General features: G+C 70.3%; 18 protein-coding genes. 5 read left to right on the forward strand and 13 right to left on the reverse strand.

What is annotated here, in order from left to right; translation table 11 throughout:
* Nucleotides 1-2 precede the first annotated feature (2 nt).
* From L1Z78_RS25375 to L1Z78_RS25400, 6 genes are all read right to left on the reverse strand, one after another.
* On the reverse strand, nucleotides 3-458 hold the full coding sequence (locus tag L1Z78_RS25375) for a PaaI family thioesterase (RefSeq protein WP_234639097.1): 456 nt from the start codon (nucleotides 456-458) through the stop codon (nucleotides 3-5).
* Complete coding sequence (locus tag L1Z78_RS25380) at nucleotides 455-679, reverse strand: acetyl-CoA carboxylase biotin carboxyl carrier protein subunit (protein WP_234639098.1); 225 nt, start codon at nucleotides 677-679, stop codon at nucleotides 455-457. The genes L1Z78_RS25375 and L1Z78_RS25380 overlap by 4 nt, the downstream gene beginning before the upstream one ends.
* 11 nt (nucleotides 680-690) lie before the next feature.
* Nucleotides 691-2,052 carry an acetyl-CoA carboxylase biotin carboxylase subunit gene (locus L1Z78_RS25385; RefSeq protein ID WP_234639099.1) on the reverse strand — a complete coding sequence of 454 codons (1,362 nt, stop codon included), beginning with the start codon at nucleotides 2,050-2,052 and terminating at the stop codon, nucleotides 691-693.
* Entirely contained in the window at nucleotides 2,049-4,139 is a 2,091-nt protein-coding gene (locus L1Z78_RS25390; protein WP_234639100.1) for an acetate--CoA ligase family protein, read from the reverse strand. The genes L1Z78_RS25385 and L1Z78_RS25390 overlap by 4 nt, the downstream gene beginning before the upstream one ends.
* A gap of 160 nt (nucleotides 4,140-4,299) precedes the next feature.
* Nucleotides 4,300-5,310: a Bug family tripartite tricarboxylate transporter substrate binding protein gene (locus L1Z78_RS25395; RefSeq protein ID WP_234639101.1), complete on the reverse strand. Its 1,011-nt coding sequence runs from the start codon at nucleotides 5,308-5,310 to the stop codon at nucleotides 4,300-4,302.
* Between the two features lie 28 nt (nucleotides 5,311-5,338).
* Nucleotides 5,339-6,886 (reverse strand): acyl-CoA carboxylase subunit beta, encoded by a 1,548-nt coding sequence (locus L1Z78_RS25400; protein ID WP_234639102.1) that lies wholly within the window; start codon nucleotides 6,884-6,886, stop codon nucleotides 5,339-5,341.
* Nucleotides 6,887-7,108: 222 nt separating this feature from the next.
* Here L1Z78_RS25400 and L1Z78_RS25405 point away from each other — a divergent pair, with 222 nt between their 5' ends.
* On the forward strand, nucleotides 7,109-8,791 hold the full coding sequence (locus tag L1Z78_RS25405; protein WP_234639103.1) for a sigma-54 interaction domain-containing protein: 1,683 nt from the start codon (nucleotides 7,109-7,111) through the stop codon (nucleotides 8,789-8,791).
* 104 nt (nucleotides 8,792-8,895) lie between these two features.
* Nucleotides 8,896-9,867, forward strand: a complete 972-nt coding sequence (locus L1Z78_RS25410) for an arsenic resistance protein (RefSeq protein ID WP_234639104.1) — start codon at nucleotides 8,896-8,898, stop codon at nucleotides 9,865-9,867.
* Here L1Z78_RS25410 and L1Z78_RS25415 read toward each other — a convergent pair whose 3' ends face one another.
* Nucleotides 9,868-11,172 (reverse strand): DUF445 domain-containing protein, encoded by a 1,305-nt coding sequence (locus L1Z78_RS25415; protein ID WP_234639105.1) that lies wholly within the window; start codon nucleotides 11,170-11,172, stop codon nucleotides 9,868-9,870.
* 120 nt (nucleotides 11,173-11,292) lie between these two features.
* Here L1Z78_RS25415 and L1Z78_RS25420 point away from each other — a divergent pair, with 120 nt between their 5' ends.
* Nucleotides 11,293-11,550 carry a DUF3297 family protein gene (locus L1Z78_RS25420; RefSeq protein ID WP_234639106.1) on the forward strand — a complete coding sequence of 86 codons (258 nt, stop codon included), beginning with the start codon at nucleotides 11,293-11,295 and terminating at the stop codon, nucleotides 11,548-11,550.
* 87 nt (nucleotides 11,551-11,637) lie between these two features.
* Here L1Z78_RS25420 and hmpA read toward each other — a convergent pair whose 3' ends face one another.
* Nucleotides 11,638-12,843 carry an NO-inducible flavohemoprotein gene (gene hmpA / locus L1Z78_RS25425; RefSeq protein WP_418921653.1) on the reverse strand — a complete coding sequence of 402 codons (1,206 nt, stop codon included), beginning with the start codon at nucleotides 12,841-12,843 and terminating at the stop codon, nucleotides 11,638-11,640.
* Nucleotides 12,844-12,984: 141 nt separating this feature from the next.
* Between hmpA and norR the strand changes: the two genes are divergently transcribed.
* On the forward strand, nucleotides 12,985-14,550 hold the full coding sequence (gene norR, locus L1Z78_RS25430; protein WP_234639107.1) for a nitric oxide reductase transcriptional regulator NorR: 1,566 nt from the start codon (nucleotides 12,985-12,987) through the stop codon (nucleotides 14,548-14,550).
* On the opposite strand, the gene L1Z78_RS25435 is transcribed toward norR, so the two are convergent.
* The 5 genes from L1Z78_RS25435 to L1Z78_RS25455 form a co-directional block, all read right to left on the reverse strand.
* Entirely contained in the window at nucleotides 14,543-15,463 is a 921-nt protein-coding gene (locus L1Z78_RS25435; RefSeq protein WP_234639108.1) for a DMT family transporter, read from the reverse strand. The two genes, norR and L1Z78_RS25435, sit on opposite strands and share 8 nt — an antisense overlap.
* An 88-nt stretch (nucleotides 15,464-15,551) precedes the next feature.
* Nucleotides 15,552-15,971, reverse strand: a complete 420-nt coding sequence (locus tag L1Z78_RS25440; RefSeq protein ID WP_234639109.1) for an FKBP-type peptidyl-prolyl cis-trans isomerase — start codon at nucleotides 15,969-15,971, stop codon at nucleotides 15,552-15,554.
* A gap of 33 nt (nucleotides 15,972-16,004) precedes the next feature.
* The gene (locus L1Z78_RS25445) at nucleotides 16,005-17,147 is read right to left on the reverse strand and encodes an aminotransferase class V-fold PLP-dependent enzyme (RefSeq protein WP_234639110.1); all 1,143 of its coding nucleotides are present in this window, start codon (nucleotides 17,145-17,147) and stop codon (nucleotides 16,005-16,007) included.
* A 103-nt stretch (nucleotides 17,148-17,250) separates the two neighbouring features.
* Nucleotides 17,251-20,508 carry an acetyl-CoA carboxylase family protein gene (locus L1Z78_RS25450; RefSeq protein WP_234639111.1) on the reverse strand — a complete coding sequence of 1,086 codons (3,258 nt, stop codon included), beginning with the start codon at nucleotides 20,506-20,508 and terminating at the stop codon, nucleotides 17,251-17,253.
* Nucleotides 20,509-20,524: 16 nt separating this feature from the next.
* Nucleotides 20,525-22,120, reverse strand: coding sequence for an AMP-binding protein (locus L1Z78_RS25455; RefSeq protein WP_234639112.1), 1,596 nt, complete (start codon nucleotides 22,118-22,120; stop codon nucleotides 20,525-20,527).
* 160 nt (nucleotides 22,121-22,280) lie between these two features.
* Between L1Z78_RS25455 and L1Z78_RS25460 the strand changes: the two genes are divergently transcribed.
* Nucleotides 22,281-22,988 (forward strand): TetR/AcrR family transcriptional regulator, encoded by a 708-nt coding sequence (locus L1Z78_RS25460; RefSeq protein WP_234639113.1) that lies wholly within the window; start codon nucleotides 22,281-22,283, stop codon nucleotides 22,986-22,988.
* The last annotated feature ends 19 nt before the right edge of the window (nucleotides 22,989-23,007 follow it).

The raw sequence follows: 23,007 nt of genomic DNA on the forward strand, positions 1-23,007 counted from the left end.
GGTCAGGCGGCCTGGGCGCCCTCCAGCGCCAGCAGCTTGAAGACCGCGCGCGCCGTGCACACGGCCTGGCCCGCGCTGTCCAGCACATTGCCCTCGCAGAACACGGTGCGCGCCCCTGCGCGCAGCACGCGTGCCTCGACCAGCAGGTCGGTGGTGGCCGAGGCGAGGAAATGCGTGCTCATCTCGATGGTCACCACGCCCAGCCCCAGCGGGTTGGACGAGCGCGCGGCCGCGCTCAGCGTGAAGTCCAGCGCGCTCATCAGCACGCCGCCATGGCCATGCCCCCGGCTGTTGGCCAGGTGCGGGCGCATGGGCAGGCGCGTGCGGGCCAGCCCGGGCGCCAGGCTCACGGGCTCCAGGCCGATATGGGACATGAAGGGCACGTCGATGCCGAAGTAGCCGCGCGCCAGCGCGGCGGCCTCAAGGTCCGGGGCGGTGGAGATTCCAGCGGCGTTCATCCGATCTCCGCAATCGCCTGGCCTTCGGCCACGGGCTCGCCCACGGCCACGAGCATGCGGCGCACGGTGCCGGCCACCTCGCTTTCCACGGGAATCTCCATCTTCATGGACTCCACGATGATGAGGGTGTCGCCCAGTGCGACGGTGCCGCCTTCGGCGGCTTCCACGGCGGCCACGAGGCCGGCGATGGGGCTTGTGATCATGTTCGGGGTGGTGGTCATGGGTATGCCTTTCAAAGGTGGGCCAGCACGCGCTGGGCGATGCTGGTATCGATGCGCAGGTCCAGGAAATCGGCGTGGCCGAGGATGCGTTCGATGAAGGGAATATTGGTTTTCACGCCCTCGATGCGGGTCTGCGCCAGCGCCTGGCGCAGCCGCACGATGGCCTGGGCGCGGTCGCTGCCATGGGCCACGAGCTTGGCGACCATGGGGTCGTAGAAGGGCGTGACGCTGCAGCCCTGGGCATAGCCGGTCTCCACGCGCAGGCCTTCGCCCTGGGGCATCTCGAAGCGGTCCAGGCGCCCCGGCGAGGGCAGGAAGCGCACGGGGTCTTCGGCATAGATGCGCGCCTCGATGGCATGGCCGCGGGCCACGGGCTCGGCGGGCAGCACATCCCGCATGCGCTCGCCGGCGGCCAGGCGGATCTGGGCCTCGACGATGTCGATGCCCGTGATCTCCTCGGTCACCGCATGCTCGACCTGCAGCCGCGTGTTCATCTCCAGGAAGACAAAGCCGTGCTGCGGCGTGTAGAGCATCTCCACGGTGCCGATCACGTCATAGCCCGTGCGCGCCAGCAGGCCGGCCAGCAGCTGCCGCATGTCGGCCAGGGCCTGCGCGGGAATGCCTGCGGGGCGGGCCTCTTCCACCACCTTCTGGTGGCGGCGCTGTACCGAGCAGTCGCGCTCGAACAGCACGCGCACCGCGCCATGGCGGTCGGCCAGCACCTGGAACTCGATGTGGCGCGGCGACTCGATCAGCTTTTCCAGGTACAGCTCGGCCGTGCCGAAGTACTTGGCGGCAATGCCGCTGGCCTTGGACCAGGCAGCCTCCAACTGCTGTGCATCGTGCGCGGGCAGCATGCCGATGCCGCCGCCCCCGCCTGCGGGCTTGACCAGCACGGGAAAGCCGATGCGCGCGGCCTCGGCCTGCGCCTCCTGCAGGCCGTGAAGCACGGCCGAGCTGGGTGCCTGCGGCATACCCTGGGCGGCCATGAAGGCCCGCGCCTGGGTCTTGTGGCCCAGCGTGCGTATCCAGTGCGGCGAGGGGCCGATGAAGCACAGGCCCTGGCTCTGCACCGCCTCGGCGAACTCCGCGTTCTCGGAGAGAAAGCCGTAGCCCGGGTGCACGGCATCGGCGCCCGTCTCGCGCGCCACCTGCAGCAGCCGCGCGGGGTCCAGATAGCTTTGCGCGGCGGGCGCCGGGCCTATGCACACGGCCTGGTCGGCCGCGCGCACATAGGGCAGGCCGTCATCGGCTTCGGAGTACACGGCCACGGATTCAAGGCCCATGCGCCGCAGCGTGCGGATCACACGCGCGGCCACGGCGCCCCGGTTGGCGACCAGCACGCGGCGGATCGGATGGATGGCGTCGCTCATGCGTCCTCCCGGGCCAGGCAAACCACGGCATCGACGATGACCGGCGCCTGCGCGCCGCGCGCCACGAGCACGGGATTGGCATCGACCGACTGCACGCGCCCGCCCTGGGCCAGCATCCAGTCGCCCAGCCGCACCATCATGGCGGCCACGGCCTGCAGCTCCACGGCGGGCATGCCGCGAACGGCCGCAAAGGCCGGGGCGATGGCCAGGCGCGCAATGGCATCCAGCGCCTGCCGGGCAATGAAGGGGGCGACAAGGAACTGCACGTCCCTGAGCGCCTCCACCAGCACGCCGCCCTGGCCGACCATGACCACCACGCCGAATTCGGCATCCACATGGGCACCCAGCGCCAGCTCGAAGTCGGCCCTGTGCTGGGCACCCAGCAGCAGGCCGCCATCGGCCGCGCCCAGGCGGCGCAGCGTGGCGGCGAAGTCGCCAAAGGCCTGCAGCGCCTGCTCCGCCTCGCGGATGTTCAGCCGTACCAGGCCATGCTCGGACTTGTGCGAGAGATCGGCGGACACGCCCTTGGCCACCAGGGGTAGCGGCAGGGACTCGATGGCGGCGCGCACCTCGTCCACGCTCCTGCAGACCAGATGGCGCATCACCGGCAGGCCCGCGCGCGCCAGCTCGGACAGGCTGGAGGGCTCGTCCAGCGTGAGGGAAGGGGCCACCGTCACCGGCACCGATGCCTCGGCAGGAGGCACCTTTGCCTGCCGGCCACCCGCCTGTTCGGCCAGCAGCGCCAGGCCGCGCATGGCGGCGCGCTCGCTCCAGAAGGTGGGCACGCCCTGGTCCTGGAAGGCCCGGGCCACCCAGTCCTGATTGACGCTGACCGCAATCGGCACGCCGGTGTCGCGCGCAAAGCGGCTGGCCTGGCCCGCGAAATCGGCGAAGTCATAGCCTTCGCCGCCTATCGGAAAACCCACGTGGACGAGGTCCGCCGCACCGCTGCCCGACAAAGCCTGCAGCGTGTCGCCAAAGGTCTGCGGCCTGCCCAGCAGGGCCGTGGTCATGTCGATGGGATTGCGCGCCGTGACATACGGCGGCAGGGCCTGGGACAGGCCGTCCAGCGTGGCGGCATCGAACGGCTCCAGGGCCAGGCCGTATTCCTCGGCCGCGTCGGCCGACAGCACGCAGGTGGCGCCCGAATTGCTGATGCTGACCACGCGGCGACCGCGCGGCGCAGGCTGGGACAGGAACAGCGGCGCGTAGTCGATCAGCTCGCGGAAGTCGGCCAGGCGCGGTATGCCGTGCTGGCGCAGGAAGGCATCGGCCAGCGCGTCCTCGGCCGCCAGCGCGCCCGTGTGCGAGCTGGCCGTGGCCTGGCCTGCGCGCGTGCGGCCGGCCTTCACGGCCAGGATGGTGACGCCGCGCGCATGCGCCAGCCGCGCGGCCTCGGCCAGCCAGCCGCTTTGCCTGAGCGTCTCGATGTAGAGCACGACCAGGCGGATGCCCTCGTCCTCGACCACGGCGCGCACGGCCTCGGCTGCGCAGACATTGGCCTCGTTGCCCGTGGACAGCATGTAGCGCACGCCGATGCCCGCGCGGCGCAGGCCGCCGTAGAGAATGGCCGCGCCCGCACCGCTCTGGCTGACGATGGCCACGGGGCCGTCGGCCGGCGCGTTCTCGTTGATCATGGTCGAGAAGTTGAGGATGGCGCCCGTGGCGAAGTTGGCCACGCCCTGGCAATTGGGGCCGAACAGGCGCAGCCCGCCGCCTGGCGCCCTGCGCGCCCGCGCCACCAGGTCGGCCTGCTGCTGGCGACCCTCCTCGCCCAGCTCGGCAAAGCCCGAGGAATAGACCACGGCCAGGCGCGCGCCCACGGCCACGCAGTCGTCGATGGCGGCGGCCACGTCCTCGCCGGGCAGGCTGATGACCACGGCATCGGGCGCCTCGGGCAGCTCGCGCAGCGTGGGGTAGGCCGCCAGGCCCTGGACCTCGGCGCGCTTGGGGTTGACGGGCAGGATGCGGCCCGCGAAGCCGTGGCGGCGCAGGTAATCGATGGGCCGGCCACCGGCCTTGATGGGATTGTCGGAGGCGCCGAGGATGGCGACGGAGCGGGGGTTCAGTGCTTGCAACAGAGACATGCAGAAGGTTCTTTCAGGAAATCAGGGCGCCAGACAGGTCTGCGGCACGTGCAACTGGCGCGGCCCGGCCCAGGGACACCGAGGAAGGGCCGCCCCGCACCGAGGGTGTCGTCCCCCCGCGAAGCGAGAGGGGGAAGGCGCGAAGCGACTCAGGGGGCCTTCAATCCAGTGACAAGGCTTCGCGCTGGATGACTTGTCCCCAGTCAGCGACTTCCTTGGTGATGCGCTGCGCAAATGGCGCAGGCGCCAGCATCACGGGCTCGCCCTGGCTGCTCAGCACGGCGCGGATGCGTGCATCCTGGAGCACGCCCTTCGACGCTTCGTAGAGCCGGTTGACGATGGCCGGTGGCGTGCCGGCCGGCGCCAGCAGGCCGGCCCAGAAGGTGACGTCGAAATCGGCATAGCCGGCCTCGGCCATGGTGGGCACCTCGGGCAGTTGCTGCATGCGCCGGGGCGCGGTGACGGCCAGCGCCACGAGCTTGCCGCTGGCGATGTGGGGCAGCGCGCTCCAGGTGTCGAACTGCGTGTCCAGTTCGCCGCTGAGCACGGCCATCTGGGCCTGCGATGCGCTCTTGTAGGGCACATGCGTGGTCTTCACGGCCGTGCGGTTGCTCCAGGCCGCATAGGCCAGGTGGGCGATGTTGCCGGGGCCGGCCGAGCCATAGCTGAGCTTGTCGGGGTGGCCCTTGGCGAAGGCGATCACGTCCTTGGCCGAGCGGATCTGGTGCTTCTGCGCCCACTCGGGGTTGACGGTGAGGATGAAGGGGGCATCCAGCACCATGGTGATGGGCGCGAAGTCCTTGGCGCGGTAGGTGATCTTCCTGTAGATCTGGGGGTTGATGGTGATGCTGCTGGAGTTGGTGACCAGCAGGGTGTAGCCGTCGGGCGCGGCGCGCGCCACCTCGCCCACGCCGATGGCACCGTTGGCGCCGGGCTTGTTCTCCACCACCACGGGCTGGCCCAGCGACTTGCTCAGCGGCTCGGACAGCGCGCGTGCAATGGTGTCGGTGAACGAGCCTGCAGGGAAGCCGACCACGATGCGCACGGGGCGCGTGGGCCACTTGTCTTCCTGGGCCTGGGCCGCCGTTGCGGCGCACAAGGTCAGGCACGGCGCCAGGCACAGGGCCAGGGCGGTGCGGCGCGAGGGCATGCGCGGTTGTCTGGTTGCCATTGCTTTGTCTCCTTGGGTTTTTATGCGTTCAGGGCCGCAGGCCGAACTGCGGCGCTCCGGCCTCGCGCAGCGGCGCGGCCAGTTCCACGAATTCGCTGAGCAGGGCGCGCGTGTCGCGCGGATCGATGACCTCGTCGATGCCGAAGGCCTCGGCCGTGCGGAAGGGCGAGGTCAGGCTGCGCACGCGCTGCTCGATCTCGGCGCACTTTTGCACGGGGTCGTCGGCGCCTTCGATCTCGGCCTTGTAGGCCACCTCCAGCCCGCCCTCGATGGGCAGCGAGCCCCAGTTGGCCGAGGGCCAGGCATAGCGGAAGTTGAAGCGGCCCATGTGCTGGTGGCCGGCCGCAGCCACGCCGTAGGCGCGGCGGATGAGGATGCTGCACCAGGGCACGGTCGCCTGGTAGACGGCGGCCAGGGCTCGCACGCCGTAGCGCATGACGCCGGCCTTCTCGGCCTCCACGCCGATCTGGAAGCCCGCGATGTCCACCAGGTTGACCACGGGCAGGTGGAAGGTCTGGGCCATGTCCACGAAGCGCGTGAACTTCTCGGCCGAGGGGCCGTCCCAGCCGCCGCCGTAGAAGTACGGGTCGCTGGCCACCACGGCCACGGGCCAGCCGTCGATGCGCGCCAGCCCGGTGACGATGGCCCGGCCCCAGTGGCGGCCCGTCTCCAGGAAGGAGCCCTCATCGACCAGGCATTCGACAATGGGCCGGATCTTGTAGACCTTGCGGCCATCGCGCGGAATGGCCGACAGCAGCCATTCGTCGCGCCGCCGCGGATCGTCCTGCGGCGCGGTGCGCGCAGGCAGTTCATACACCGAAGAGGGCAGGTAGGACAGGAAGCGGCGCACGCGCTCGAAGGCCTCCTGCTCGGTGGCCACCTCGTCATCGACCACGCCGTTGCGCGTGTGCACCTGGCTGCCGCCCAGCTCGTTCTTGGTCACGTTCTGGCCGATGCGCGCCACCACGGGCGGGCCGGCATTGAACAGCTGGGCGGTTTCCTTGACCATCACCGAGTAATGGCTGGAGGCCACGCGCGCCGCGCCCATGCCGGCCACCGAGCCCAGGGCCAGCGAGACCACGGGCACGGTGGACAGGTTCTGCACCACCTGGCTCCAGACCTTCATGGTGGGCACGCTGGTGTAGCCCTTGGTCTCGATGTTGCGCACCGAGCCGCCGCCGCCCGTGCCATCCACCAGGCGCACCATGGGCAGGCGCAGGTCGTGCGCCATCTTCTCGGCAAAGATCAGCTTGTCGCCCACGGCGCCGTCGTTGGCTCCGCCGCGTACCGTGAAATCGTCGCCCACCACGACCACGGGCCGCCCGCCCACGCGCGCCCGGCCCATGATGAGGTTGGAGGGCGTGAAGTCCGTCAGCCGGCCCAGGCTGTCGTACTGGCCCGAGCCGGTGAGCGAGCCCACCTCCACGAAGGACTGCGTGTCCGTGCAGGCCTCGATGCGCTCGCGCACCGTGAGCTTGCCGGCGGCCTTGTGCCGCGCCACCTTGTCCTCTCCGCCCAGTTTGGCCGCCAGTGCGCGGCGGTATGCGATCTCGTCCACTTCGGGTTGCCAGCTCATGTCGTCGTGTCTCCTTGTGCCTGGTGAGATGCACGAGGCGTGCCAGAACGCAGGGCGTTGAATTCAAAGGACTTTTTTCGCAGTCGACCTGCACGTGTCCACATCAAGGACAACCTCGAAGACACGGGTTGGGTACTGTCTTCCATGGAGACACCACGGGGACAGACCCGTGGCCTGCGCGCCGCTAGAGTGCGCTCACCCCAGCCACTGCCCGCCCTGCCCATGCCCAGCTCCCCCGACCACCGATTCGGCGTTCTCGTCTGGCGACGCGACTCGCCCGAGCCCGTGGCGCGGCTGGGCCTGGCGCAGGAGCCGCTGCTGCATGCAGCCGTCGCCGAGGCCCTGGCCCGCGCGCACGGCGACGGGCACAACCCCATCGGCCATGGCCAGCTGCTGCACGTGGAAACACCGGGCCCGCGCGGCACGGTGGCCCGCCATGTGGCCGTGGTGCTGGCCGATGCCGAGGGCGAGGTCGCCCTGCTGCGCCCGGCCGACGAGGCGGCGGCGCTGTTCGACATGGTGGCCAGCGTGCCCTTCGCCTTCGCCATCCTCAACATGTTCCTGACCAACCCGTACCAGGCGATCACGGTGGCCGACCATGAAGGGCTGATGCGCTACATCAGCCCCGTGCACGAGAAGTTCTTCGGCCTGGCGCCCGGCACGGCCGCAGGCCGGCGCGCCGAGGACGTGATCCCCAACTCGCGCCTGCCCCACGTGGTGCGCAGTGGCCGGGCCGAGATCGGCGACCTGCAGCAGCTGGGGCCGGGCGTGAGCCGCATCGTCAACCGCATGCCGGTCTACGAGGGCGGCGCCGTGGTGGGCGCCGTGGGCCAGGTCAGCTTCAGCGGCGTGGAGGCACTCAACCGCATGCAGCAGCGGCTGAACCAGCTGCATGACGAGGTGCAGCACTACAAGCGCGAACTGAGCCAGTTGCGCGGCGGCACGCCCACGGCGCAGATGGTGGGCGCCAGCGCCCCCATGCAGAGGCTGGCCCGCGAGATCGACGCCGTGGCGCGGCTCGATGTGCCCGTGCTCATCCTGGGCGAGAGCGGCAGCGGCAAGGAGCTGGTGGCCCAGGCCCTGCATGCGCGCGGGCGCGATGCCGACGCGCCCCTGGTCAGCCTCAACCTCGCGGCCCTGCCGGCGACGCTGATCGAGTCCGAGCTGTTCGGCTACGAGGCCGGCGCCTTCACGGGCGGGCGCAGGCAGGGCCAGCCCGGCAAGCTGGAGCAGGCCGAGGGCGGCACGCTCTTCCTCGACGAAGTGGCCGACATTCCCATGGAAATCCAGGTCAAGCTGCTGCGCGTGCTGGAGGACCGCCAGGTACAGCGCCTGGGCGCGCACAGCGGCCGGCAGGTGAACTTCCGCATCGTGGCCGCCACGCACCGCGACCTGCGCGGCCTCATCGACAGCGGCCGCTTCCGGCTGGACCTGTTCTACCGCCTCAGCGGCGTGGTGCTGCATGTGCCCGCCCTGCGCCAGCGCCTGGAGGACATCCCGGCCCTGGTGCAGCGCTTTGCCCAGTCGTTCTGCGAACGCAACGGCATTGCGCTGCCGCGCATCGCGCCTGGCGTCATGCCCTACCTGGCCCGCCAGGCCTGGCCCGGCAATGTGCGCCAGCTGCGCCAGCGCGTGGAAGAGGCCCTGGTGTTCTGCGACGGCCACCTGCTGGGCGTGGACAACTTCGCGCGCCACGAGGACCCGCTGGCCGGCGCGCGACCTTTGCCCGTTGCCGAGGCCGACATGCCGTCCACCGGCGCCGTGGCCCCGCTCAAGGACCAGGAGCGCCAGGCCATCCTGGACGCCATCGCGCGCTGCGGCGGCAACAAGAAGCTGGCCGCGCAGGAGCTGGGCATCTCGCGCTCCTACCTGTACAAGGTGCTGGGCGCGGCATCGCCCGGCTGAGCCTGTCGGGCCAAGGGCAGGGAATTCGAGACAGAGGCTGGCCGCACCGTTGCCATACTAGGCACCCGTACCCACTGCCGCCCCTGCCGCACCCGGCGCCCCGAATGCAAGACACCCGAGACGCGCTCGAACAGCGCCAGATCCCCATCTACTTCGCCGCCGTGGCCCTGGCCGCAGCCGCCGCCTGGGCGCTGCCCGGCACGGGCGTGCTGGAGCGTGCCATCAACCCCGCGCTGGCGCTGATGCTGTACGTGACCTTCCTCCAGGTGCCCGTGGCCGAACTGCGGCGCGCCTTCGGCCAGGTGCGCTTCCTGGCCGCGCTGATGGTGGCCAACTTCATTGTGGTGCCGCTGCTGGTCTGGGCCCTGCTGCAGTTCCTGCCCACCGACCCCCTGCTGCGCCTGGGCGCGCTGCTGGTGCTGCTGGCGCCCTGCATCGACTACGTGGTCACCTTCTCCCACCTGGGACGCGCCGACGCGCGCCTGCTGCTGGCGGCCACGCCGGCCCTCCTGATCGCGCAGATGCTGGCCCTGCCCGGCTACCTGGGCCTGTTCCTGGGTGACGATGCGGCGCGGCTGGTGCAGGCGGGGCCTTTCCTGCATGCGTTCGTGTGGCTGATCGCCGTGCCGCTGATCCTGGCGGCTGCCACGCAGCTATGGGCGGCGCGCAGCCGGCGCGGCGCCAGCACCTCGGCATGGCTGGGCCTGCTGCCCGTGCCGGCCACGGCGCTGGTGCTGTTCGTGGTGATCGCCTCCGTGCTGCCCCAACTGGGCCCGGCCACGCAGGCGGCCTGGAGCGTGGTGCCGGTCTATGCGGCCTTCGCCGTGGCCGCGCCCCTGCTGGGCTGGCTGGTGGCACGCGCCTTCCAACTCCCGGCCCCCGCAGGCCGCGCCGTGGCGTTCAGCGCGGGCACGCGCAATTCGCTGGTCGTGCTGCCGCTGGCCCTGGCCGTGCCCGGCGCCATTCCCGTGCTGCCGGCCGTCATCGTCACGCAGACGCTGGTGGAGCTGCTGGCCGAGCTGGCCTATGTGCGGGTGATCGCGCGCTGGGGCCGTGACCAGACGCCTGCCCGGTGATCAGGCCCACAGCCGCCCCGCATTGGAGACCAGGAACAGCAGCAGGCCCACGGCGCCGCCGACCACGGTACCGTTGATGCGGATGTACTGCAGGTCCTTGCCGATGTGCAGTTCGATCAGCTCGGACAGCTCGCGCGCATCCCAGCGGCGCACCGTGTCGGCGATGTGCTGGGCCAGGAATTGCGAGACGTCGGGCGCCAGCGCCTGGGCCCAGCGCTTGAGGCGCTCGTTCATGGAACTGCGCAGCGCCTCGTCGTGCGCCAGCGACTGGCCCAGCCAGCGGCCCATGGCGGCGGTCTTGCGCGCCACCTGCGAATGCTCGTTGGCCAGGTCCGCCTGCAGCTTGGCGCGCAGGCCCAGCCACAGCGCCCGCAGGTAGCCGGCCAGCTTTTCGTCGTGCAGCAGGTAGTGGCGCAGCCGCCCGGCGCGCTCGGACATGGCGGGGTCGGACTGCAGCCGCGTGACCAGCCGGTCCACGGAGGCATCGAAGGCCTTGCGCATGTGGTGCTCGGGATTGCTGGCGATGTCCTGCAGCAGGCTGTCGAGCGCGCCCGCAATGGCACTGGCGCCCTTGTCGCTGAGCCAGTCCGTGGGCAGCATCTTTTCCTTGAGCGGATGCTCGCGCTTGAGCCACAGCACGATGGTCTGGGCGATCAGCACATGGGTCTCGGCCTCGCGCAGCACGCCGCTGACGCGGGCCAGCACATCGTCCAGCACGGCCTGGTGTCGGCCGTCCTTGGTCAGCCCCGACAGCAGATCCGCCGCCGCGCGAGGCAGGTCCACCTGGGCCAGCAAGGCCTTGAATGCCTGGGTCAGGAACCGCTCCACCTGCCGGTCCTGCACCATCTCCAGCGCCGCCAGCGCCAGGCGCGCCACCTGCCGCCCCAGCAGGGTGCTGTTGGCCGGCGTGGTCAGCCAGCCGGCCAGCACGCGCGCGGGATCATGGCGCTCGATCAAGGCCACCAGGGACGGCCCATCCAGGAATTTGTCGCGCACGAAATTCGCCAGGTTGGCGCCGATGCGGTCCTTGTTGCGCGGGATGATCGCCGTGTGGCGGCCCACCAGGGGCAGGGGAATGTGGCGGAACAGCGCCGACACCGCGAACCAGTCGGCCAGCGCGCCGACCAGGGACGCTTCGGTCACGGCCTTGATGCAGGCCAGCCACAGCGGCACATGCTGCCAGTGCGCGGCGGCCACCGACGAGGCCACGAAGCCCAGGGCCACGCACAGCAAGAGCGCCAGGGGCAGGCGCTTGGCCGCGTTCAGCGTTTGGCGTTGTTCCGGCGACAGCATGGACCGCAGCATAGCGCCGGTCATCGCCACCGGCATGACGGCCCTGGCGCCAATGCCTGTCAGCCGGCGCCTGCCTTCGGATTGCGCGGACAATACCGGCTTTCTTCAGAACCCTCTTGCGAGAACAAGACCATGACCGACGCCAACGCCTCCGCCGAGCGCCCCGCCCTGCCCGACCACCTGTCCATCGATCCGCGCAGCCCGCACCATGTGGCGGCGGTGTTCGAGCATGACATCGGCATCCGCTTCAATGGCAAGGAGCGGTTCGATGTCGAGGAGTATTGCGTGAGCGAGGGGTGGATCAAGGTGCCTGCGGGCAAGACGCTGGATCGCAAGGGGCGGCCGTTGCTGATCAAGCTCAAGGGAGCTGTCGAGGCGTTCTACCGCTGATTCCGTTTCTGGTTTTTGATTCTGTCGCGCCTCTGGCGACAGAGGCGCGACAAGCTCAAACATCGCCAGCAGGCAGGACAAAAAAACTCAGGCCAGCGCCTCAGCCGGCCCAAAAAACTCATACCGCACCTGCTCCTGCGGCACCCCCAGCCCCCCCAAGGATGCCTTCACCGACCGCATGAACCCACGAGGACCGAGGAAGTAAACGTCGGCATCGGCACAAGGCAGCCACTGTTCCAGCAGCTCGGTGGTCAGCAGCCCCTGCGCATCCACCGCATCGCCCTCCTGCACGCGGTCATAGCAGTAATAGCGCGTCAGCTGCGGATGCGAAGCGGCCAACGCATCCACATGCTCGCGGAACGCATGCACCCCGCGCTCGCGCGCGCAGTGGATGAAGACCACGGGCCGCTTGCCGGGCAGGGCCGCATCCAGCATGGGCAGGGTGGGCGTGATGCCCACGCCGCCGCTGATCAGCACCAGCGGACGCTCGCCGGGCTGCAGCGTGAAATGGCCCGCGGGCGGGAACAGCCCCAGCGTGTCGCCGACCCGGACCTGGTCGTGCAGGAAGTTGGACACCTTGCCACCGGCCTCGCGCTTGACGCTGATGCGCAGGCTGCGGCCGTCGGCCGGGGCGGACAGCGAGTAGTTGCGCCGCTGCTCCTGGCCGTCCACCATCAGGCGCAGGCCGATGTACTGGCCGGGCTGGTGGGCCATGACGGGGCCGCCGTCGGCCGGCACCAGGTAGAACGAGGTGATCTCGGCGCTTTCCGCCACCTTGTCCTCCACCACGAAGGCGCGCTCGCCACGCCAGCCGCCCTTGGCCGCCGCCGTGCGGTCATAGGCCTGGCGTTCGGCGCCGATCAGGATGTCGGCCAGCTGCTGGTAGGCGGCGCCCCAGGCAGCTATGACCTCGTCGGTGGCGATCTCGGCGCCCAGCACTTCGCGGATGGCGCGCAGCAGGCAGGTGCCGACGATGGGGTAGTGCTCGGGCTGCACCTGCAGCGCGACGTGCTTGTTGATGATCTGCGCGGGCAGATCGCCCAGGGCTTCAAGCCGGTCGATGTGCCTGGCGTACATGAGCACGCTATAGGCCAGGGCGCGCGGCTGGGCACCGCTTTGCTGGTGGGCCATGTTGAACAGGGCGCGCACCTCGGGGTACTCGCCGAGCATGGTCTGGTAGAAGTGGGTGATCAGCGCCTCGCCGCCGGTTTCAAGCAGCGGGACGGTGGATTGGACGATGGCACGTTGGCGGTCGGTCAGCACGGAAAACTCCTTGGGTACGGGGACGGACATGCCCGGTGCGATGCCGGGCGTGCCTTGACAAAGGCAAGCGCCGTGCCAGGACTGCAGCCCTTGCAGAACAAGGGTTTGGCGTTTCATGCGTCAATATGACCTTCTTCAAAACGAGTCTTTTTGACAGCTATCGCAGTCTTTATGACGACATCCATCGCCCTGCATGCCCTGACGCCCCTGGTGGCCGACCTGGCCCGGGACCTGCCCGAGCGCGAGCGCTTTCGCCGCCTGCTGGCCGCCCTGCGCGCCGTGCTGCCGGCCGATGCCGCCGCCCTGCTGCGCCTGGAGGGCGAATGGCTGAAGCCCGTGGCCATCGACGGCCTGGTACCCGATGCGCTGGGGCGGCGCTTTCGCATTGCCGAGCACCCGCGCTTCGCCCACCTGCTGGCCGCTGGCCAGGCCACGCGCTTCGCCCCCGACAGCCCGCTGCCCGACCCCTATGACGGCCTCATCGCCCAGGGCCATGGCCCCCTGGAAGTCCACGACTGCATGGGCTGCGTGCTGCTGGCCGGCGGCCTGCCCTGGGGCCTGCTGACGCTGGATGCGCTGGACACGGGGCGCTTCGCCGACCCGGCCGCGCTGGCGGCACTGCAGGCCTTCAGCAACCTCGCGGCCGCCACCGTCACCACGGCCGAGCGGCTGCGCCAGCTGGCGCGCAGCGCACGCGCCCTGCCGGCGCACGGGGCGCCATCCGGGGGGGAGCCATCGCGTCCGCTGATCGGCCAGAGCCCGGCCATGCGCGCGCTGCAAAGGGACATCGCCCTGGTCGCGGCCAGCGACCTGAGCGTGCTGATCACGGGCGAGACCGGCACGGGCAAGGAGCTGGTGGCCCAGGCCGTGCATGCGCAATCGGCGCGCGCGGGCCGGCCGCTGGTCAGCATCAATTGCGCGGCCCTGCCCGACAACCTGGTGGAAAGCGAGCTGTTCGGCCATGTGCGCGGCGCCTTCACCGGCGCGCTGTCCGAGCGCAGCGGCAAGTTCGAGCAGGCGCACCAGGGCACGCTGTTCCTGGACGAGGTGGGTGAACTCTCCCTGGCCGTGCAGGCCAAGCTGCTGCGCGTGCTGCAAAGCGGCCAGCTGCAGCGCCTGGGCTCGGACCGCGAGCACCATGTGGACGTGCGCGTGATCGCCGCCACCAACCGCGACCTGGCGGCCGAGGTGGCGGCCGGCCGCATGCGCGCCGACTTCTTTCACCGCTTGAGCGTCTACCCGCTGCACGTGCCCGCGCTGCGCGAGCGCGACAGCGATGTGCTGATGCTGGCCGGCTTCTTCCTCGAGGAAAACCGCTCGCGCCTGGGCCTGGGCGGCCTGCGCCTGCATCCGGCCGCGCAATCGGCCCTGCTGGCGCAGGACTGGCCCGGCAATGTGCGGGAGCTGGAGCATCGGGTCAGCCGCGGCGTGCTGCGCGCCCTGAGCCGCACGCCCGCCCCCGCAGGCGGCCGGACCCGCATCGTCACACTGGCATCCGCCGACCTCCGGGATGAACCCCGGGCCTCGGAGGCGGCGGCCCGGTCAGCCACAACATCTGCGCAGGCGCTACCCCCCAGCCCCCAGGGTCTGCGCGAAGCCGTGGAAAGCTACGAGCGCGGCCTGATCGAAGCCAGCCTGCAGCGTCACAACGGCAGCTGGGCCGCCGCCGCGCGGGAGTTGCAGATGGACCGCGCCAACCTGCAGCGGCTGGCGCGAAGGCTGGGACTGGTCAGGTAGGACGCCGCAGCGAGCGCAGCCAGCCATGCCCGCTGACCAGCAGCACCCCGGCCAGCACCATCAGCGCCCCGGCCAGGAAATGCGCCTCGATGGGCTCGTGCAGCAGCCAGGCGCCGAGCAGCACGCCAAAGATCGGTGTCATGAACGAGAACACGCCCAGGCGCGTGGCCAGGTAGCGGGTCAGCAGCCAGAACCAGACGAGAAAGCTCGCGAAGCTGACCACCACGGCCTGGAAGGCCAGCGCCGCCCAGGCCACGGGCGTGGGCTCGAAGCGGGTCTGGCCCAGCAGCAAGGCAGCCAGCATCAGCAGCACGAAGGCGGCCACCAGCTGGTACAGCAGGGTCTGTGCGGCCGGCAAGGCCGCCAGCCGGGTGCTGCGGATCACCACCGTGGTCGCGCCCCAGGCCGCGCCCGCGCCCAGGGCCATGAGGTCACCCGCCAGCGTCGCGGCCACCGGGCCGCCTCCGGCCTTGGAGCCCCCCAGGAAGGACAGGGCAATGCCCGCGAAGGCCAGCGCAATCCCCAGCCACTGCAGCGGCACCAGCCTTTCGCTGGGCAGCTTGAAGTGCAGCCCCAGCGCGGCGAAGGCGGGCGCGGAGTACAGGAAGACCACCACATGGGCGGCCGAGGTGTGGTTCAGGCTCTCGCCCACCAGCAGGTATTCGACGGCGAACAGCACGCCCACCAGCAGGCCGGCGCGCCAGCTGCCGTCGCGCCACTGCACGCGCATGCCGCGCCAGCGCATGAACAGCCACACCAGCACGGCGCCCGCGCCCGAGCGCAGCGCGATCTGCAGCGTGGGCGCGATGGCATCGGCCGTGGCCTTGAGCAGGACCTGCTGCAGGCTCCAGACCAGGCACAGGATGAGCATCAGCACGGCGGCGCGTGCGTCCAGCGGTTGGCGAGAGTCCACGACGTTTCCCTTTCAGCGACCGTAAAAAAGCCGGCGCGCGGGCCGGCTTTGCATCAAGCGCGTTCAGGCCCGGCCAGCGGGCACGCCATCACTTGATACCCAGCAGTTCCACCTCGAAGTTCAGCGTGGCGTTGGGCGGGATCGCGCTGCCCGCGCCACGGCTGCCGTAGGCGATGGAGGGCGGGCAGGTCAGCCTGGCCTTGCCGCCGACCTTCATCTTCTGCACGCCTTCGGTCCAGCAGGGGATGACGCCGTTGAGCGGGAATTCGATGGGCTGGCCGCGCGCGATGGAGCTGTCGAAGTCCTTGCCCGTGTCGGGGAAGTAGCCACGGTAGTGCACGCGCACGGTGTCGCTGGCCTTGGGGCTGGCACCCGTGCCGTCCTTGAGGCTTTCATAGACCAGACCGCTGGCCGTGGTGACGGGTTCGGCCGCATGCGCAGCCACGCCGGTCAGTGCGGCCAGCATCAGGCCGCAGGAGGCAGCCAGGGTGGTGAGGGTCTTGTTCATCAGGGTTCTTTCAATGCAATGTTTGCGACAGGTTCACGCCTTGGCGGGAACACCGATATCGTCGAGGGCCTTGGCGAGGTGACCCACCGTCCGGTCCACGTTGTGCCATTTCTCCAGGCCGAACAGGCCGATGCGGAAGGTCTTGAAGTCCGGACCCTCGTCGCACTGCAGCGGCACGCCGGCCGCGGTCTGCAGGCCGGCCTCGAGGAATTTCTTGCCACTCTGGATGCCGGGGTCGGTGGTGTAGCTGACCACGACGCCGGGGGCCTTCCAGCCTTCGGCCGCCACGCTGGGAAAGCCGCGCGACTCCAGCAGGGCGCGCACCTTGGCGCCCAGCGCGATCTGCTCGTCGCGCACCTTGGCGAAGCCGTAGGCGCGCGTCTCCAGCATCACGTCGCGCAGGCGCACCAGGGCGTCGGTGGGCATGGTGGTGTGGTAGGCGTGCTGGCCCTTTTCGTAGCCTTCGGCGATCTGCATCCACTTCTTGAGGTCGCAGGAAAAGCTGGAGCTTTTCGTGTGCTCGATCGCTTCGCGGGCACGGGCCGAGAGCATGACCATGGCGCAGCACGGCGAGCTGCTCCAGCCCTTTTGCGGCGCGCTGATCAGCACGTCCACGCCGGTCTTTTCCATGTCCACCCACATGGCGCCCGAGGCCACGCAGTCCAGCACGAAGAGCGCGCCCACCTCGTGCGCGGCGTCGGCCACGGTGCGCAGGTAGTCGTCGCCGAGGATGATGCCGCTGGCCGTCTCCACATGCGGCGCGAACACGACCTTGGGCTTTTCGGCGCGGATGGTGTCGGCCACTTCGCCCGCCGGGCACGGCGCCCAGGGGTCCTGGCTACCGGAGCCCTGGCGGCGCGCCTTGCAGACCACGGCGCCACCGCCGAGGCCCCCTTCCTCGAAGATCTGGGTCCAGCGGTAGCTGAACCAGCCGTTGCGCACGATCAGCACCTTCTCGCGGTTGGCGAACTGGCGCGCCACGGCCTCCATGCCGAAGGTGCCGCTGCCGGGCACCAGCACGGCCGTATGGGCGTGGTAGACCTCCTGCAGCGTGGTGAGGATGTCCTGCATCACGCCGGCGAAGCGCTTGGACATGTGGTTGAGCGCGCGGTCGGTGTAGACCACCGAGAATTCGAGCAGGCCGTCGGGATCGATATCGGGCAGAAGTCCGGGCATGGGAAGGTCTCCAGAGGCAGCGGGGCCCGCGTCATGCGGGCCCGCCGTCGTGTTCGTCGAAAAGAGGGCCAGCTTAGCATGCCGCCCGTGGCGCTTTCAGGGCCTACCAGGTGTCCACGAAGCCCGCCTGCGGCGGTGCGACACGGGCTCCGGCCAGGCCGCGCGCCAGCCAGGCGCGCGTGTCGGCGGGGTCGATGACGGCGTCGATCTCCAGCGTGCCGGCCATGTGCATGGCCTCGCCGTGGGCGTACTGCTGGGCCAGCAGCCGGTCGAACAGGGCGTTGCGCTCGGATCCCTCGGGCAGGGCCTCCAGTTCCTTGCGAAAGCCCAGGCGCACGGCGCCCTCCAGGCCCATGGCGCCGAATTCGCCCGTGGGCCAGGCCACGTTGAACACGGGCGCATGGAAGCTGCCCGCCGTCATGCCCATGGCGCCCAGGCCGTAGCCCTTGCGCAGCACCACGCTGAAATACGGCACGCGCAGCTTGGCCGCCGTGACGAACAGGCGGCTGACATGGCGCACCTGGGCGGTCTTCTCGATCTCGGGGCCGACCATGAAGCCGGGCGTGTCCACCAGGCTCACGATGGGCAGGCCGTGGGCATTGCACAGCTGCATGAAGCGCGCGGCCTTGTCGGCCGCGTCGGCGTCGATGGCGCCGCCCAGGTGCGAGGGGTTGTTGGCCATCAGGCCCACGGGCCGGCCCTCGATGCGCGCCAGCGCCGTGTGGATGCCGGCGCCGAAGCCCGTGCGCAGCATCAGCAGGCTGCCTTCGTCCACGAGGTGGGCCAGGGCCGCGCGCGTGTCGTAGGCACGCAGCCGGTTCTCGGGCACCACATGGCGCAGGGCGCGTGGGTCGGGCGCGGTCCAGTCCGTGGTGCGGCCCTGGAAGAACGACAGGTAGTGGCGCGCGGCGGCCACGGCTCCGGACTCGTCCTCGACCAGCACGTCGATCACGCCATTGGCGTGCTGCACGCTGCTGGGCCCGATCTGTTCGGGCCGGAAGACGCCCAGCCCGCCGCCCTCGATCATGGCCGGCCCGCCCATGCCGATGCAGCTGGCGCGCGTGGCGATGATCACGTCGCTGCAGCCCAGCAGGGCCGCGTTGCCCGCGAAGCAGCGGCCGTGCGTGATGCCGATCACGGGCACCTGGCCCGACAGGGCCGCATAGGCCGCGAAGGTGTGCACATGCAGGCCGGCGACCACGGGCGTGTCGGTATCGCCGGGGCGCCCGCCCCCGCCTTCTGCGAACAGCACCACGGGGAGCTTCTGCGCCAGCGCAATGCCCAGCATGCGGTCGGTCTTGGCATGGTTGCGCGCGCCCTGGGTGCCCGCCAGCACCGTGGCGTCATAGGACATGACGACGGCGCGCGAGCGCTCCTCGCCGAACTGCGCGCCGTTGATGGAGCCTATGCCCGTGACCATGCCATCGGCCGGCGTGTTGGCGATCAGGTCGTCCATGCTGCGCCGGCGCGTCTGCGCGGCAATGGCCAGCGCACCGTATTCGATGAAGCTGCCGGCGTCGCAGAGGTCGGCGATGTTCTCGCGCGCGCTGCGGCTGCCCTGGGCGTGGCGTTTGGCCATGGCCTCGGGCCGGGCGGCATCGAGCGTGAAGGCATGGCGGTCGATGACGCGCTGCAGGTCGGAGCGGATGTGATCGGGGTCCTGGGCGGCCTGCTGCGCGCGCGCGTCGGCCTGCACGCCTTCGGCGGCGGCCAGCACCAGCAGGGGCTGGTCCTGGGCCACATAGGCACCGGCCTCGGCCAGCCGTTGCGTGATGGTGCCGGCCTGCGGCGCCAGCAGTACATGCTCCATCTTCATGGCTTCGAGCACGCCCAGCTCCGCGCCTGCGGCCACGGCATCGCCCACGGCCACGCTCCACTGCACGATGCGTGCGGGCATGGGGGCCGTGATGGCGCCTTGCGGGACGGGCGCATGGACTGCGCTGTCGTCCAGGGCTGGCGCTGCAGCTGCGGCGGCCACCAGCTCGGGCAGGGCCTCCTCGAGCCAGCGCGTGTGCACGGCCTGCGACGCCATCTCGGGCCGCCGGGCCAGCGCCTGCAGCAGCGGCAGGTTGGTGGCCAGCCCGTCGATGCGGCATTCGTCCAGCGCGCGGCGTGCGCGGCGCAGCACATCTTCAAAGCGCGGCCCGCTGCTGTGCACGATGAGCTTGGCCAGCAGCGTGTCGTAGTGCGGCGAGGGACTGGCGCCCGCCACCGCATGCGTGTCGATGCGGATGCCGGGCCCGGCCGGCCACTGCAGTGTGCCTATGCGCCCACTGCCGGGGCGCGACTGGCCTGCGGCATCCAGCGTCTCGGCATTGATGCGCCACTGCATGGCATAGCCGCGCGGCGCGGGTGGCGTCCTGGCATCCAGGCCCAGTTCGCCCAGGTGGTCGCCGGCGGCCACGCGGACCTGGGCCTGCACGAGGTCGATGCCGAAGACCTCCTCGGTGATGGTGTGCTCGACCTGCAGGCGCGGGTTGGCCTCGATGAAGACATAGGGCAGGGCGTCGGAGGCGGCATCGACCAGGAATTCGAAGGTGCCCAGGCTCTCATAGCCGATCTCGGCCGCCATGCGCAGCGCATCGCGCGTGATGCGCTCGCGCAGCGGCTGCGCCAGGCTGGGGCTGGGAGCGATCTCCACCAGCTTCTGGAAGCGCCGCTGCAGCGTGCACTCGCGCTCGCCCAGCGCGATGGGGCCTGCGCCGCCGTCGCCCAGGATCTGCACCTCGATATGGCGAGCGCCCGTCATCAGCCGCTCCACGTAGACGCCGTCCACGCCGAAGGCGGCGCGTGCCTCGCTGCGGCAGCGCTCGTAGGCGGCGGGCAGGTCCTCGGCGCGCAGCACGGCGCGCATGCCGCGCCCGCCGCCGCCGCCGATGGCCTTGACCATGATGCCGCTGGCGCCCCCGGCCTGCTGCGCCTCGAAGAAGGCCTGGGCCTGCTCCAGCGTGACGGCCTCGCTGCTGCCCGGCATCAACGGCACGCCGCAGCGGCGCGCCAGATCGCGCGCGCGGGCCTTGTCGCCCAGCAGCGCCAGGTGCTCCGGCGTAGGGCCGATGAAGCGCAGGCCCGCATCGGCACAGGCCTGGGCGAAGCCCGCGTTCTCGCTGAGAAAGCCGTAGCCAGGGTGAATGCCGTCGCAGCCGTGCTCGCGCGCGATGCGCAGCAGATGAGCGCCGTCAAGGTAGGCCGCAGGGCCGCTGGCGCCCAGGGCCATGGCCGCATCGGCAGCGGATACATGGGGCGCCTGCGCATCGTCTGCGGCATACACGGCCAGGCTGGGCACACCCAGCTCGCGCAGCGCGCGCACGATGCGCAGCGCGATTTCGCCACGATTGGCAATCAGGATCTTCTGGAACATGGGACTCCGGTCTTTCTCATTGATCGCGCAGCAAGCGACGCAGCACTTTGCCTGCACCCGTGGCGGGCAGCGCCTCGATGAAGCGCACCTCGCGCGGCGCCTTGTAGCTGGCCATGTTCTCGCGCGACCACTGCACCAGGTCCTCGGCCGCGACCTGCTGGCCCGGTCGCGTGACGATGAAGGCGCGCACGGTCTCGCCCTTGTGCGGATCGGGCACACCGATCACGGCGGCCTGGGCCACGGCCGGGTGCTTGATGAGGATGGCCTCCACCTCCTCGGGGAAGACGCTGTAGCCCGAGACCTTGATCATTTCCTTGAAGCGGCCGATGAAGGTCAGGTAGCCATCGGCGTCGATGCGGCCCATGTCGCCCGTGTGCACCCAGCCGTTCTTCAGGGTCCTGGCCGTGGCCTCGGGCTTGTTCCAGTAGCCCTTGAAGTTGCCGGGGCCGCGGATGGTGATCTCGCCCACCTCGCCGGCCGGCAGCGGCGCGCCGGTCTCGGGGTCGACGATGCGCACCTCGTTGCCGGGCAGCGGCTTGCCGTGCGTGCCCCAGCGGATGGCATCGCCGGGCATGGTGGTGTCCATGGTGTGGGTCTCGCTGAGGCCATAGGCCGCCTCGCTGGAGACGCAGTTCGGCGTGAAGCGCTTCCACTGCCGCGCCAACTCCTCGGTGTAGGCGATGCCGAAGCTGGTCACGGTGTTGCGGCGCAGCGCGGAAAAATCCATGCCCTCCACGCCCGGCAACTGCATCACGGCCACGTTCATGGGGGCGATGCTGTACCACCAGGTCACGCGGTAGCGCTCCAGGGCCTGGGCCACGGCCAGCGGGTCGAAGCGGTGCAGCAGCACGCAGGGGGCGCCGCTGTGCACGGGCATGTTCACGCCCATGGACATGCCGGCGATGTGGTAGAGCGGCGCCACGGCCAGCAGCATGTCGTCGGCGTTCACGCCCGTGGCGCTGCAGGCGCCGGCCGTCTTGCTGGCCGCGTTGCCGTAGCTGAGCATGGCCCCCTTGGGCAGGCCCGTGGTGCCCGACGTATAGGTCATCAGCGATACATCGTCCATGGCGACATCGACGGGCACGGGCTTGGCGCCGCTGTGCATGGCATCCCAGAACGATTCCACGCCCTCGGGCAGCGGCTGCACGGGGGCCTGCAGTTCGGGTGGCAGCGCCAGCGTGGGGGACTCCGGCAGCCAGTCCCCGTAGCGCACGGCCAGCACATGCCTGAGCGCCGTGCTGGCGCGCACCTTGTCCACCACGGGCAGCAGCACGTCGGCCGCGACGATCACGCGGGCCTGGAGATCGTCGAGCTGGTATTGCAGCTCATGCTCCTTGTTCAGCGGTCCGCAGGGGCAGACGATGGCGCCGATCTTCTGGATGCCGTAGTGGGCCACGATGTACTGCGGGCAGTTGTTCATGAACAGCGCCACGGGCTCGCCCCGGCCCACGCCCAGTGCCTGCAGCCGCGCGGCAAAGGCATCGCTGGCCGCGTCCACCTCGGCCCAGCTGATGTGGCGGCCATACCAGATGTAGGCGTCGCGGTCGGGATGCTGGCGCGCGTTGCGGCGCAGGGCCTCATGCAGGGGGATGAGGGCTGGGGAATCCGCCATGGCTTGTCTCCTGGGTGTCTGGCCATCCCGGGACCTGTCCTAAGGGATTGCCTTGATCTGTTTTGGGGTCCAGTGGCTTGCCAATATATACCCGCTGGTAGAACATTGCTACCCATCGGTATAACCACCACTGCCACCGACGCGACACGAGATTTCCCGCATGCCCAAGCCCCCCGTCACACCGCGCGGCCGCCAGCGCCTTCCCACGGCCGGCTCCGACGAAAAGCGCGAACGCATCCTCAAGGCGGCCGAGGCCCTGTTCGACCGCAACGGCTATGCCAGCACCACGATGGAGCAGATCGTCCAGGCCCTGGGCGTGACCAAGCCCTTCGTCTACTACTACTTCCGCAACAAGCAGGAGATCTTCGAGACCCTGTGCTGGGCGCCCACCGAGGCCTGCTTCACGGTGCTGGACTTCGCGTCCGACGATGCGCGGCCGGCCCACGAAAAGGCCGTGGACGGCCTGCAGCGCCTGATCGCCGCCACCATCGCCCACTATCCGGCGGCCTTCTTTCCCTACCGCGAGCCCCAAGCCTTCAGCCCCGCCTACATGAAGGCCTCGCGCACGCTGGCGCGCCAGTTCTACCGCCAGTTCTGCGCACTGCTCGAGGAAGGCCGCGCCAGCGGCCATTTCGACTTCCGCGAGACGCGCATCACCGCCCAGGCCGCCTGCAGCCTGCCGGGCTTTCTCTACAACTGGTACCGCCCCGGCGGCCGCCTGGGCACGGCCGAGATGGTGGCCGAGCTGACTGACCTCGCCAGCCGCGTGCTGGGCCTGCGCGCCGCGCCCCCCTCCCCTGCATCCCCCCCGAAAAAGATGCCTGCACGGCGCAGCCGGCCCCCGGCCGAGCCACCCAGCAAGGCCTGACCCATCCTCCTGGAGACAT

Source organism: Delftia tsuruhatensis (assembly GCF_903815225.1).
In the GTDB taxonomy this organism is placed as follows: domain Bacteria; phylum Pseudomonadota; class Gammaproteobacteria; order Burkholderiales; family Burkholderiaceae_C; genus Comamonas; species Comamonas tsuruhatensis_A.